The organism is Angustibacter peucedani (assembly GCF_054779595.1).
On the sequence record NZ_BAAGXY010000021.1, the window covers coordinates 56,749 to 69,939 of the forward strand.

General features: G+C 73.6%; 8 protein-coding genes and 1 tRNA gene. 5 read left to right on the top strand and 4 right to left on the bottom strand.

Annotated features, from left to right (window positions below):
• Positions 1 to 46 precede the first annotated feature (46 nt).
• Positions 47 to 2,224, bottom strand: a complete 2,178-nt coding sequence (locus tag ACYVJ4_RS05725) for a putative bifunctional diguanylate cyclase/phosphodiesterase (RefSeq protein ID WP_460459149.1) — start codon at positions 2,222 to 2,224, stop codon at positions 47 to 49.
• 89 nt (positions 2,225 to 2,313) lie between these two features.
• Here ACYVJ4_RS05725 and ACYVJ4_RS05730 point away from each other — a divergent pair, with 89 nt between their 5' ends.
• Positions 2,314 to 3,948, top strand: a complete 1,635-nt coding sequence (locus tag ACYVJ4_RS05730; RefSeq protein ID WP_460459150.1) for a long-chain fatty acid--CoA ligase — start codon at positions 2,314 to 2,316, stop codon at positions 3,946 to 3,948.
• Between the two features lie 273 nt (positions 3,949 to 4,221).
• Complete coding sequence (locus ACYVJ4_RS05735) at positions 4,222 to 4,857, top strand: hypothetical protein (RefSeq protein WP_460459151.1); 636 nt, start codon at positions 4,222 to 4,224, stop codon at positions 4,855 to 4,857.
• Between the two features lie 21 nt (positions 4,858 to 4,878).
• Here ACYVJ4_RS05735 and ACYVJ4_RS05740 read toward each other — a convergent pair whose 3' ends face one another.
• Complete coding sequence (locus tag ACYVJ4_RS05740; RefSeq protein ID WP_460459152.1) at positions 4,879 to 6,405, bottom strand: LCP family protein; 1,527 nt, start codon at positions 6,403 to 6,405, stop codon at positions 4,879 to 4,881.
• Between the two features lie 183 nt (positions 6,406 to 6,588).
• On the opposite strand from ACYVJ4_RS05740, the gene ACYVJ4_RS05745 reads away from it, so the two are divergent.
• Positions 6,589 to 6,675: transfer RNA gene (locus tag ACYVJ4_RS05745), tRNA-Ser, on the top strand.
• Between the two features lie 95 nt (positions 6,676 to 6,770).
• Positions 6,771 to 7,769: a hypothetical protein gene (locus tag ACYVJ4_RS05750; RefSeq protein WP_460459153.1), complete on the top strand. Its 999-nt coding sequence runs from the start codon at positions 6,771 to 6,773 to the stop codon at positions 7,767 to 7,769.
• Between the two features lie 19 nt (positions 7,770 to 7,788).
• Here ACYVJ4_RS05750 and ACYVJ4_RS05755 read toward each other — a convergent pair whose 3' ends face one another.
• A complete protein-coding gene (locus ACYVJ4_RS05755; RefSeq protein ID WP_460459154.1) occupies positions 7,789 to 9,723 on the bottom strand; it encodes a penicillin-binding transpeptidase domain-containing protein in 1,935 nt (644 codons plus the stop codon).
• Between the two features lie 51 nt (positions 9,724 to 9,774).
• Between ACYVJ4_RS05755 and ACYVJ4_RS05760 the strand changes: the two genes are divergently transcribed.
• Entirely contained in the window at positions 9,775 to 11,328 is a 1,554-nt protein-coding gene (locus tag ACYVJ4_RS05760; protein ID WP_460459155.1) for an alpha-amylase family glycosyl hydrolase, read from the top strand.
• On the opposite strand, the gene ACYVJ4_RS05765 is transcribed toward ACYVJ4_RS05760, so the two are convergent.
• Positions 11,257 to 13,191: an ABC transporter ATP-binding protein gene (locus tag ACYVJ4_RS05765; protein WP_460459156.1), complete on the bottom strand. Its 1,935-nt coding sequence runs from the start codon at positions 13,189 to 13,191 to the stop codon at positions 11,257 to 11,259. The genes ACYVJ4_RS05760 and ACYVJ4_RS05765 overlap by 72 nt on opposite strands.

The following is a 13,191-nucleotide window of genomic DNA, read 5'->3' on the forward strand; positions in this document are numbered from 1 at the left end:
GGCCCAGTTGCTCAAGCAGGTGCGTCGTGACGCGAGGGGCGCTGGGTCAGACGAGGGCGCGGCGGGCGAGGTCGTCCACGGGCATCGGACGGCCCAGGTGGAAGCCCTGCACCATGTCGCACTGCATGTGCCGCAACGCCTCGAGCTGGTCGGCGGTCTCGATGCCCTCGGCCACGACGGTGAGGTCGTGCGCGTGGGCCAGCTCGATGACGGCCTTGACCACGGCCGCCGAGCGCCGGTCGCTGCACACGTCGGCGACGAACGCCCGGTCGATCTTCATGAAGTCCAGGTCGAAGCGGCGCAGGTACGACAGCGCCGAGTAGCCGGTGCCGAAGTCGTCGAGGCCGATCTTGCCGCCGAGGTCGCGCAGCCCGCGCAGGTTCTCGACCAGCGTCGGCGTCGGCTCGGCCAGCGAGCCCTCGGTGATCTCGAACCGCAGGTCGCCGCTGACGACCGGCGTGGCGGCCAGCGTCGCCGAGATGCGGTCGACCAGCCCCGGCACCTGCAGCGACAGCGGCGAGAGGTTCACCGCGATCTCGAACCCGGGCGTCGGGACGGCGGGCAGCACCTGGCGCACCGCCTGGCCGAAGACCGCGAGGTCGAGGTCGACGATGAGACCGCTCTCCTCGGCGATGCCGACGAACTCGACCGGCGGGATGGTCCGGCCGCCGACGTTGATGCGCGCCAGCGCCTCGCAGCCGACCACGCGGTCGGACAGCGAGCTGACGCCGAGCGAGATGATCGGCTGGAACAGCGGCAGCACCGTGTTGTCGCCGAGCGCGAGCCGCAGCCGCTGCTCCATCTCGTGCCGTGTCACCGTGCGCGCGCGCAGCTCGTTGTCGAAGAGCACGACGCGGTCGCCGCCGGCCGCCTTGGCCGCAGCCGCCGACAGGTCGGCCTGACGGAACACGTCGGACGCCGTCACCGCGGCACCGGTATCGACCACCGTCACGCCGATGCTGAACGACGGGGTGACGGGCTCGGCCGCGCCCGGCAGGACGTACGGCGCCGAGAGCTCGTGGTGCAGCTGGTGCGCGATCGTCGCGGCGTCGTGGGTCGACGTCCGCTCGATCACCAGACCGAACTCGTCACCGCCCATGCGCACCGCGGTGGCGCCCGGCCGGTCGACGCCGGCCAGCCGACGTCCGATCTCGACGAGCAGCGCGTCGCCGACGGGGTGGCCGTGGCGGTCGTTGACGGCGTGGAACCGGTCGACGTCGACGAGCAGCAGCCCGGCGCCGTCCTGCCCGTGCCGGTGGCCGAGCGCCTCGTGCACGCGCTCCTCGGCCTGCGCGCGGTTGGCCAGGAGGGTCAACGAGTCGGTCATCGACAGCCGGCGGACGGCGGCCTCGGCCTCGCGCCGGTCGGTGACCTCCTGCGTCGTGCCCCACAGCCCGGTGATCGAGCCGTCGGCGCCGACGACGGACTCGGCCCACATGTGCCAGTGCCGCCAGCCCTCCTCCCACCGGTACCGGATGTCGACCTCGGCCTGCCCCTGGCCGCTGAGCAGCGAGGTGAGCATGGCGTCGTGCGCCGGCCGGTCGTCGGGGTGGATGCCGTCGAAGTAGTCCTGCATGGTCTTGGACTCGCCGGCGATGCCCATGCCGCGGCCGTCGCCGTCCAGCCACTCGACGCCCTCGGCGCCGATCGTGTAGCGCCACACCGACAGGCGGGCCATGCGCTGGGCCACGCTGAGCAGGTGGTCGCGGTCGCGCACCGCGGCCTGGGCGGCGGCGTCGTCGTGCGGGCGCACGAGCACCATGGCGACGCCGCGCGGGGCACCGGGGTCGTCGTCCGTGGGCTCGCCGGTGGTGGCGCCGTCCTGCGCGAGCGGCACCGCGCGCACCGTCAGCCAGCGGATCTCGCCGCCGACCTTGACGCCCACGACCCGCTCGGACGGCTGGCCCGTCGCCAGCGCCACGCGCAGCGGGTTCTCGAGCTCGGTGACCGGCCGGCCCTGCGGCCCGAGCGTGCCGGCCCAGACGTCGAACCCCTGGCGGCCCAGGAGGTCGTGGTCGGCGAGCAGCTCGGCGGCCGCGCGGTTGACCCGCTCGACCCGGCCGTCCGCGCCGTGCACGATGACGCCCTCGCTCAGCAGGTCGGCGACGTCCGCGTCCCAGGTGCCGGCCGACGCCGGGCCGGACGCCGTCGCGCCCGGCGCCGAGGCGCGCGGGCGCGGCACACCGGCCTGCTGCCGGGCGCGCGCGGACGACGAAGGGCTCACCCACTCCTGATCGGCAGCCCCGCGGGTGGCCTGTAGGGGGTTCGCGCCGAACCCTCGTGCAGCGCGCGCGGCCGTGGCAGAGTCGGGCCATGAAGAGCACGATGCAGCCGGTGCCCCTGCTCATCTCGCAGATCCTGCGCTACGGGACGACGGTGCACTCCGCGTCCGAGGTCGTGACCTGGACCGGCGACGGCGCGCGACGCTCGACGTACGGCGACGTCGGCCGCGACTGCCGCCGGCTGGCCAACGCGCTGCGCGGCCTCGGCGTCGACGGCGACCAGCGGGTCGGCACGTTCATGTGGAACAACGAGGAGCACCTCGAGCTCTACCTGACGGTGCCGAGCATGGGCGCGGTGCTGCACGCGCTGAACATCCGGCTCTTCCCCGAGCAGCTCGTCTACGTCGCGAACCACGCCGAGGACCTCGTGGTCGTCGTCGACAACTCGCTCGCGGCGCCGTTCAGCAAGCTGCTGCCGCACCTGAAGACCGTGCAGCACGTGGTCGTCAACGGTCCCGTGCCGGACGACGTCCGCGAGGCGCTGGGGGCCGACGGGCGCTCGGTGCACGACTACCGCGAGCTGCTCGACGCGCAGGACGACACCTTCGACTGGCCCGAGCTGGACGAGAACAGCGGCGCGGCCATGTGCTACACCTCCGGCACCACCGGCAACCCCAAGGGCGTCGTCTACAGCCACCGCTCGAACTACCTGCACTCGATGCAGGTCTGCATGGGCAGCGCGATGCAGATGGCCGAGGGCCAGCGCCTGCTGTCGATCGTGCCGCTCTTCCACGCCAACGCCTGGGGCATCCCGTACGGCGCGCTGATGTCGGGTGCGACGCTGGTGATGCCCGACCGGTTCTTGCAGGCCGAGCCGCTCGCCACGATGATCGCCCAGCTCGGCGTGACGCACAGCGCGGCCGTGCCGACGATCTGGAGCGACCTGCTGAACTACCTCGACGCCCACCCGGACGCCGACGTCTCGACGCTCACCCAGTGCATCGTGGGCGGCTCGGCCTGCCCGCCCGCCCTGATGAAGGCCTTCGAGGAGCGCTACGGCGTGACCGTCGTCCACGCGTGGGGCATGACCGAGACCTCGCCGCTCGGGTCGGTGGCGGTGCCGCCCGCGGCCTCCGAGGGCGACGAGCGCTGGTCGTACCGGCAGTCGCAGGGCCGGCTCTCGCCGCTCGTGCAGGGCCGGTTGGTCGGACCGGACGGCTCGGACGTCGCGTGGGACGGCGAGCAGGTCGGCGAGCTCGAGGTGCGGGGTCCGTGGGTGACCGGCTCGTACTACCTGGACGACGACCCGGCGAAGTTCGACGACGGGTGGCTGCGCACCGGCGACGTCGGCTCGCTCACCGCCGACGGCTACCTGCGGCTCACCGACCGGGCCAAGGACGTCATCAAGTCCGGCGGCGAGTGGATCTCGTCGGTCGAGCTCGAGAACGCGCTGATGGCGCACCCGAAGGTCAAGGAGGCCAGCGTCGTCGGCGTCCCAGACGAGCGCTGGGGCGAGCGGCCGCTCGCGACCGTCGTGGTGGCCGAGGGCGAGACCGTCGACGCCGCCGAGCTGCGTGACCACCTGGCGCAGCACGTCGCCAAGTGGCAGCTGCCCGAGCGGTGGGCGTTCATCGACGAGGTGCCCAAGACCAGCGTCGGGAAGTTCGACAAGAAGGTGCTGCGCAAGTCCTACGCGGACGGCGCTCTCGACGTCCAGACCGTCTAGCCGCGCGTCGATCGATCAGTCGTCCGCGGCGTGCAGGCCCGGTGTGGCTCGCATCTGTGTCTACCGACGTGGCAACCGCCGAATGGTCGCGATCACGACCATCTCCCGGTCGCCATCGCGGTCGTCATGGATCGATCGCTCGACGAGGTGGGTATTCGTCTCGTTGTGCCGTCATCGGGTTGATGGCCCTGCGGGTCTCGCGCGCAGAACGGAGCGGTCTCGATCGCGCATCGGGGCTGTCCGGCGGGGACGGGTCGGTCCTACGGTCCGAGCATGTCGACCAGGACCCGCGCGGCCGCCGTCGCGGTGCTCGCGACGGCGGCCGTCGCGGCCTGCAGCGCCGGCGCGACGGACGGCGCGAGGTCGCCCACCACGACCGCCGCGCCCCCGTCGTCCGGCCCGCAGGCCCTGCCGCTCGGCAAGTCACCGCTGGCCCTGACGGCCGGGACGACGTACACCTCGCCCGCAGGTTTCAGCCCGCCGCTCACGGTCACGGTCCCGGCCGGCGGGTGGAGCAGCACGCACCGCGGCCCGGACGCCTTCGACGTCGGGCAGGCCGTGCCGCAGCAGGACGCCGCGCTCGTCGTGGTCGCCTTCGTGGTGCCGGCCCAGGCCACCACCGCCGAGGCGCTGCAGGCGGTCGTGGCGGCGGCCGGGTCGGCGGGCGCCACGGTGGACGACGGCACGGCAGGAGCGCTGCACATCACCGACGGCGACGGCCCGCTGGTGCAGAGCCGGGACGCCACCATCGCGCTCGACGCCGTCCCGGGCGGGTACAGCGACGTCGAAGGCCGCGACACCGACCGCGGGCCGCTGCTGACCGTCACGTGGGTGCCGGACGCGACGAACGCGCAGCAGGCCGGACGCCTCGCGCAGGCGCTCACGGCGGGCGTCGAGCCGACGCCCTAGCCGCAGCCCGGGACCCCGACGTCAGCAGACGCTGGAGACGTCCTGCGCGGTGCTCGAGTCGTCGGCACCGCCGGTCGGCGTCGACGTGCTCTTCGGCGTGCTGGTGCCGGTGGCGGTCGACGTCGAGGTGGGGCGCTTCTTCGGCTCGAGCGAGGTCTTGACGTACTCGCGGATCGCGTCGAAGTCGGGGTTCACCGTGTCGATGACCTTGTTGGTCAGCGGCAGCGAGGTGATCTTGCCCTTCTGCATCCGCTGCACCAGCACGACCCAGGCCTTGAGCTGGTCCTGCGGGATGTCGGTGCTGATGTTCTTCTTCAGCACCGAGGCGAGCTTGGCGTACTTGCCGAGCAGCTGCACCGGGTTGACCTGGTCGACGAGGTTGCCGACCATGCACCGCTGGCGGCGCATGCGGTCGTAGTCGTCCGAGCCCGACCGCGAGCGCGAGAACCACAGCGCCTCGTAGCCGTTCAGGTGCCGGTGGCCGGCGCGGATGTAGCCGTTGATCGGCAGCTCGGCGCCGGTGTGCTGGTTGTGCCCGCCGCCGATGGGGATGTCGCGCGGCACGTTGACGTCGACGCCGCCCATCGCGTCGACCAGGCTCTGGAACCCGGCCAGGTCGATGATCGAGTAGGCGTCGATGCGCAGCCCGAGGATCTCGCTGATCACGTCGCGCGTGGTCGACAGGCCGGGGTTCTTGTTGCCGGGGAACAGGTCGGGGTGCTGCACGGCGGCCTGGTCCCACACGGCGTTCAGCAGGCACTCGTCACCGCAGTTGAAGCCGTTCGGCCAGACCGTGTGCAGCGGGTTCGACGTCGGGAACGGCGCGTGCTGCAGGCTGCGCGGCAGGCCGATCAGCACGGCGTCGCCGGTCTTGGTGTTGATCGAGACGACCATCATCGAGTCGGTGCGCACGCCCGTGCGGTCGGCGCCGGCGTCCGAGCCGAGGAGCAGCAGGTTGACCCGCGGCGTGCTGGCCCAGGGGTCGGCCTTCTGCTTGTCGGGCTTGGCGGCGCCCGCCTGCTGGGGGGCCGTGCCGCCGTTGAAGACGCTGGTCACCAGGTCGCGCTGCACCATGGCGAGCTGGGCGCCCTTGGCGCTCGGGGCGGCGACCGCCAGGCACAGGGCCACGACCAGCACGAAGCCGACGAAGCCCTGGAACGGCGAGGGCCGCTCGGGCCGCGCCCGCCAGGCGGTGGCCAGGATCGTCAGGCACCAGACGGCGCCCACGACCACGGCGAGCACGGCGAGCAGCAGCAGCTGGTCGGGGCTCACCGCGACGTCGAGCACCCGGCTGACGACGTCGCCCGACAGCGCGAAGGCGCCGAGCACGGCCAGCGCCAGGCCGGCGCCGAGCAGCAGCAGCGTGCCGGTCTTGCGGCGTCCGACCGCCACCAGCCCGGCCCCCGGCAGCAGCGCGAGCGCGGTGATGCCGGCGAAGCGGCCGAAGCCGTCGCCGTAGCTGGAGACGTGGCGACCACGCTGGCGCGGACTCCCGGAACGGGCTGGTCCGCCCGCACGGTGCTTGGGAGTCGAGCGGGTCGAGGGCATGATCTCTATTTCACCACCTCGTCCGCCGGGCGCCACCACCTCGGGTCATGAGGCTGGTCCGGTCTCGTGAAGGACGTGTGAAGACGGGCGTTGCGGGGGCTTTTGGCGGGGGCCCGCAGCGGCCGGTAGGCTGAGCCGGCTCGTCGCGGGACCGCCCGGTGCGGACCCTCGCGGCACGGCGCTGGAGGCGTCGCATAGTGGCCTAGTGCGCCCGCCTGCTAAGCGGGTTGAGGATAAAACCTCTCGCGGGTTCAAATCCCGCCGCCTCCGCCGACGAACGGCCCCGACGTCCACCCGGACGCCGGGGCCGCGTCGTCTCCCGGCCGGTGTGCGTCAAGGACCCGGCTGCGACAGGGTGGGTCCCGATGCGCAGACCGAGACTCCTGGTGGTCGCGGCGACGGGGGCTGCCCTCGCCGTGCTGGCCGCCTGCACCCAGCCCGCGCCGGACGACGCCCGCCCGGCGCCGTCGTCCGGCCGCCCCTCCGCGACGGCGAGCCCCACGGCGACGAGCGCGACCACGCCCGCGACCACGCCCGCGACCACGCCGGCCACCACGCCGGCGAGTGGCGCCGAGCTGCCCCGCGGCGGGAAGCAGCTGCTGCCGAGGTACCGGCTCGTCGGCTACTCGGGCGGCCCGGGCACGGCCGCCTTCGGCCGGCTCGGGGTCGGCAGCCTCGACGCCCGGGCGCGCGAGATCGAGCAGCGGGCGAAGGCGCTCGCCGGCGGCCGCGAGCCGATGCCCGTGCTCGAGCTCATCACCGTCGTCGCGCACGACGTCCCGGGTCCCCGTGGCACGTACGCCAGCCAGGTCCCGGACGACGTCGTCGACCGCTACCTGGCGGCGGCCCGTCGGCACCACGCCCTGCTGCTGCTGGACGTGCAGCCCGGACGCGAGGACTTCCTGCCCGTCGTGAAACGGCTGCGGCACTGGCTGGCCCAGCCCGACGTCGGCCTCGCTCTCGACCCGGAGTGGGCGGTCGAGCCGGGCGACGTGCCGGGCGAGGCGTTCGGCCGCACGACGGGCCACGAGCTCGACGCGGTGTCGTCGTACCTGGCCGCCCTGGTGCGCCAGCACCACCTGCCGCAGAAGGCGATGATCTTCCACCAGGTCGCGGCGGACGTCGTCGACGGCGAGCGCAGCATCCGGGTGCGCCCCGAGGTCGCGGTGGTCAAGAGCGTCGACGGCATCGGGTCGCGCGAGAGCAAGACCGCCACCTGGCGGGTGCTGGTCAAGGGCATGCCGCGGTCGGTGCACACCGGCTTCAAGCTGTTCTTCGACGAGGACACCCGGCACGGCCCGCTCATGACGCCGGCGCAGGTGCTCGCGCTGCGGCCGCGGCCGGAGTACGTGCTGTACGAGTAGGTCAGCCGGTCCGAGCAGGTCAGCCGGCGGCGAGCAGGCGCAGGAACCTCGCGGCGACCGGCCCGGCCACCGTGCCGCCGCTCTTGCCCTCCTCGACGAAGGCCGTGAACGCGACGTCGCCCTGCCAGCCGGTGATCCACGCGCGGGTCTGCGGCGGTGACTGCGAGCCGAACTCGGCCGTGCCGGTCTTGGCGTGCACCGGTCCACCGGGCACGTCGCGCAGCGCCGTGCCGGTGCCGCTGGTGACGACGTCGCGCATCAGCCCCTGCAGCGTGGCGACCGCACCCGACGGCAGTGCCTCGCCCTTCGGGGCCTCGGCGCCGTCCTCCACCACCAGCGTGGGCGGCAGGTAGCGGCCGCGAGCGACGGCGGCCGTCGCCACCGTGACGGCCAGCGGGGAGACCTCGGTGCGGCCCTGGCCGAACGACGCGGCCGCCTTGTCGACGTCCGAGTCGTTGGTGGGCACGCTGCCGGTGAAGGCGTCGGTGCCGAGGTCCCACTTCTGGCCGATGCCGAGCTGCTGCGCCGCCTTCGCCAGGTCGTCGTCGCCGAGCCGGCTCGACAGCCCGACGAAGGCCGTGTTGCAGGACTTCGCGAAGTCGGTGCGGAACGGCACGCTGCCGAAGGTCTCGCTCTCGTAGTTCTTGAACGACCGGCCGTCGACCGTCGCCGTGGGCGGGCAGGCCACGGCGTCGGTGGGCTTCAACCCGTTCTGCAGCAACGAGAACGTCGTCACGACCTTGAACGTCGAGCCCGGCGGGTACTTGCCGACCAGCGCACGGTCGAGGCCGGTGGCCGGGCTGTTGGCCACCGCCAGCACCCGTCCGGTGCGGACGTCGACCGCGACCAGCGCGCTCGGCTGGTCGAGGCCTTCGAGGGCGGCGTCGGCCGCGAGCTGCACCTTCTTGTCGAGGGTGAGCCGCAGCGGGGTGCCCGCCTTCGCGTCCTGCTCGAGCAGCGGCCGCGGGTCGCCGTCGTCCGCCGGCACGGCCTCGACGGTCACACCGGCCGTGCCGCCCAGCTGCTCGTCGTACTGCCGCTGCAGGCCCGACACCCCGGCGACGTCACCCGCGGCGTAGCGGCCCTTGCCCTGCTGCACGATCTCGGCCGTCACCGGTCCCACCGTGCCGAGCAGGGCCCGGGCGAACTCGCGGGTCGGCGCGAGGGGCTGCTGGCGCTCGCGGAAGACCACGCCCGGCAGCGGGCGCAGCCGCGACCGCACGGCGTCGTAGTCGCTGCGGCGCAACGTGATGACGTCCACGAAGGCGTCCTTCGCCGCGGCCTGCACGCGCTTCGCGAGGGGCGCGGCGTCGACGTCCACGATCTCCGCCACCTCCTTCGCCAACGTGGCCGCGGTGCCGGAGGTGATCCGGCTGGGCTGGATGCCGACGTCCACGACGTCGCCCAGGCCGACGATCGCCTTGCCGTCACCGCCCAGGACCTCGGCGCGCGGCGGCTGGGTGCGCCGCACGCGCAGCGTCTCGTCGGGCGCGAGGTCGGGGTGCACGAGCCGCTGGTCGGCGGGCAGCGCCCAGCGGCCGCCGGTCTCCTGCAGCCGCACCGGCAGCTGGTAGGCCCACCGGGCCCCGCCCGCGACCGTGCGGGTGACCGCGAGCGTCGCGGTGGCGCTCTGCCCGTCACGGCGCTCCTGCTGCACGGTCGCCATGGTGGTGCTGGACGTCCCGAGCCCCTTCGTGGCCGCGGCGTAGGACTGCTGCGCCGCCGCGGCGTCGCTGCCGGCGAAGGGCAGCGTCGAGACGTCGCCCGCGACGACGGCTCGCGCCACCTGGTCGGCCAGCGCGCGCGCTGCGTCGTCGGCCGCCTGGCGCTGGTGCGCCACGTAGGCGTAGCCACCGAGCCCGCCGGCGACCAGGACGACGGCGACGACCCCCGCGAGCCACGGCCAGCGGCGTCGCCCGTGCACCGGGCCGGTCTCGAGGGACGTCTGCGACATGCGCGTCATTCAACCCCAACCGCCCCACCCGTCCGTGCCAGGGTGGTGGACGTGGTGCGGAGCAACGGTGACGACACCTGGTGGCGCGAGGGCGTCGTGCACGAGGTGTACGTGCGCTCGTTCGCCGACTCCGACGGCGACGGCGTGGGCGACCTCGGCGGGGTGGTCGAGCACCTCGACCACCTCGTCGACCTGGGGGTCGACGCGCTGTGGCTGACGCCGTTCTACCGCTCGCCGCAGGAGGACCACGGGTACGACGTCAGCGACCACACGGCGGTCGAGCCCCGCCTGGGCGACCTCGCGACCTTCGACCGGCTCGTCGCGGAGGCGCACCGGCGCGGGCTGCGGGTGGTCGTGGACGTCGTCCCCAACCACGTCTCGCGCGAGCACCGCTGGTTCGTCGAGGCGGCGTCGTCACCGCCGGGTTCAACTGCGCGGCAACGGTTCCACGTCGTCCCGGGCCGCGGGCCCGACGGCGCCGACCCGCCCAACGGCTGGCAGAGCATCTTCGGCGGCCCGGCGTGGACCCGTCTGCCGGACGGCGAGTGGTACCTGCACCTGTTCGACATCTCGCAGCCCGACGTCAACTGGGGTCATCCCGACGTCATGGTCGAGTGGCTGCGGGTGCTGAGGTTCTGGCTCGACCGCGGGGTCGACGGCCTGCGGGTCGACGCGGCCGGGGCGCTGGCCAAGGCCCCCGGGTACCCCGAGCTCGTCGACGGGGGGCCGAGCCCTTTCTCCGACCGGCCCGAGACGCTCGAGCTCTACCGGCGCTGGCGCGAGGAGGTCGACCCCTACGAGCCGCCGCGCCTGCTGGTGGCAGAGGCATGGGGTCGGCCCGACGTCGTGAGCCGTTACGCCGCACCGGGTCTGATGGACCAGGTCTTCACCTTCGACCTGCTCTTCACGCCGTTCGAGGCCACCGCGCTGCGCACCCTCGTCGACGCGTTCCTGGGCGCCGCCGTGGACGACGACCACCTGCCCTGCTGGGTCGTGGGCAGCCACGACAGCACGCGGGCCGCGACCCGCTGGCCGGGAGGCGCCGACGCCGCCCTGCTGCTCCTGGTGCTCGCCCTGCCCGGCGCCTTCTGCCTCTACGCCGGCGACGAGCTCGGGCTGCCGGAGGTCGACGTGCCGGTCGAGCGCCGCCAGGACCCCACCCTGCGCCGCAGCGGGGGCGCCGACCTGGGGCGCGACGGCGCGCGCGTGCCGCTGCCGTGGTCGGGCGTCTCGCCGCCGATCGGCTGCTCGCCGGCGTCGGCGACGTCCGAGCCGTGGCTGCCGCAGCCGCCCGCCTTCGCGGACCTCGCGGTCGAGCGGCAGGCGGCGGACCCGACGTCCCGGCTGACGCTCGTGCGCACGGCGCTGCACCGGCGCCGCGAGCTCTGGCGCGGGAGCGGGTCCCTGCGCTGGCTCGCGACGCCGGGTCGGGACGACGTGCTGCTGCTCGCCCGGGGTGACGCGCGGTGCGCGCTCGTCACCGGCGACGAGGCGTGGGCGGTGCCGGACGACGTCGGGGACGTCGTCCTGACCTCACGCCCCCTCGACGACCGGGTCCTGCCGTCCCGGAGCGCTGCGTGGTTCGTCGTCCGCGGGACGACCTGACCCGGCTGCCGGCTGCTGCGCGAGCGCGAACGGGTTGGGGATCGCGTCGAGCAGCTGCTGCGTGTAGTCGTCCTTCGCCTCGCGGATCACCTGCAGCGCAGGGCCCTGCTCGACCAGCTGGCCCTGGTGCAGCACCAGCACGTCGTCGGCGAGCATGCGCGCGCTGAGCAGGTCGTGCGTGATGTACAGGACGGCGAGGTCGCGCTCGCGCACGAGCTCGTCGAGCAGCTCGAGCACCTCGGCGCGGATCGACACGTCGAGCATCGAGATCGGCTCGTCGGCCACGATCACCTGCGGCTCGGGGGCCAGGGCGCGCGCCACGACGACGCGCTGCCGCTGCCCGCCCGAGAGCTGGTGCGGCAGCTTGTCGCGGTAGTCCGCGGCCGGCGAGAGCCCGACCGTCTCGAGCAGCTCGTCGACCCGCTGCTCGAGCTCAGGACCCTTGAGCCCCAGGTAGTTCCGCAGCGGACGGCTCAGCGCGTACCCCAGCGTGCGGTTGGGGTTCAGGGCCGCGAACGGGTCCTGGAACACCATCTGCACGTGCCGGCGGTAGGCGGTGGCCGCCCGTCGTCCGAGCTGGTCGACGCGCTGCTCGCCGAAGGTCACCGTGCCGGTGTCCGGGCGCTCCACCGCCGAGATCATCCGGGCGATGGTGGTCTTGCCCGAGCCGCTCTGGCCCACCAGGGCCGTGACCCGGCCGCGGCGCAGCCGGAACGACACGTCGTCGACGGCCTTGACCGTCGAGCTCTGGAACCCGCGCCGCCGCGTGTAGGTCTTGCTCACGCCGTCGACCGTCAGCACGACGTCCTCGTCGCTGCCCTCGGGCACCAGGTCGGCCGCGCTCTTGACGAACTCGGGCCCGGCGAAGCCGCGCACGCGCTCGCCTCCGACGCCGTCACCGGTGCGCTGGGCGCGGGCGACGTGGCAGGCCACCTCGCCGTCGCCCAGCGGGAGCAGCTCGGGGTCGTCGGTGCGGCAGACGTCGACGGCCTCGGGGCAGCGCGGGGCGAACGGGCAGCCCTGCGGCACGTCGACCAGGCTGGGTGGCCGGCCCGGGATGTAGGTGATCCGGATCTCGTCGGCCCGTGGGTCGGCGTACGAGCCCAGCATCCCCTTGGCGTACGGGTGCATCGGGTCGGCGAGCATCGCCCGCGCGGGCTGCTGCTCGACCAGCTCGCCGGCGTACATGACCATCACGCGGTCGGCGGCCTCGAGCACCGTGCCGATGTCGTGGCTGATGAACAGGACGGCGAAGCCCCGCTCGGCCTGCAGCCGGCGCAGGTTGTCGAGGATCGAGCGCTGGACGATGACGTCCAGGCCGGTCGTCGGCTCGTCGAGCACCACCAGCCGCGGGTCGAGGCACAGGGCGAGCGCGATCGCCACGCGCTGCTTCATGCCGCCCGACAGCTCGTGCGGGTAGAACCGCAGGAACCGCCGGTCGATGAACACCATGTCGAGCAGCTCGGCCGCCCGCTCGGTGACGGCGTCACCGCGCAGGTCGGTGTGCGTCTCGATGGTGTCGCGGAACTGCGCCTCGACGGTCATGACCGGGTTGAGCGAGTTCATGCTGCTCTGGAAGACGGTCGACATCTGCTGCCACCGGATCGGGCGCAGCGTCTTCTCGTCGGCGTCCGTGATGTCCTGGCCGTCGAAGACGACCCGCCCGCCGCTGATCCGGCCCGGTCGCTCGGTCAGGCGCAGGATCGCCGTGCCGAGCGTGGACTTGCCGCTGCCGGACTCGCCGAGCAGGCCGACGAACTCTCCCTCGTCGATGCTGAACGACACGTCGCGCACCGCGTGGACGACGGCGCCGTCCCGCGGGGCGTAGTCGACGCTGAGCTGCTGGACCTCGAGCAAGGACAT

Coding starts and splice junctions, on each gene's coding strand:
- ACYVJ4_RS05765 (WP_460459156.1), bottom strand. CDS start 13,191: ATGTCCTTGCTCGAGGTCCAGCAGCTCAGCGTCGACTACGCCCCGCGG.
- ACYVJ4_RS05740 (WP_460459152.1), bottom strand. CDS start 6,405: ATGCCCTCGACCCGCTCGACTCCCAAGCACCGTGCGGGCGGACCAGCC.
- ACYVJ4_RS05730 (WP_460459150.1), top strand. CDS start 2,314: ATGAAGAGCACGATGCAGCCGGTGCCCCTGCTCATCTCGCAGATCCTG.
- ACYVJ4_RS05750 (WP_460459153.1), top strand. CDS start 6,771: ATGCGCAGACCGAGACTCCTGGTGGTCGCGGCGACGGGGGCTGCCCTC.
- ACYVJ4_RS05755 (WP_460459154.1), bottom strand. CDS start 9,723: ATGTCGCAGACGTCCCTCGAGACCGGCCCGGTGCACGGGCGACGCCGC.
- ACYVJ4_RS05735 (WP_460459151.1), top strand. CDS start 4,222: ATGTCGACCAGGACCCGCGCGGCCGCCGTCGCGGTGCTCGCGACGGCG.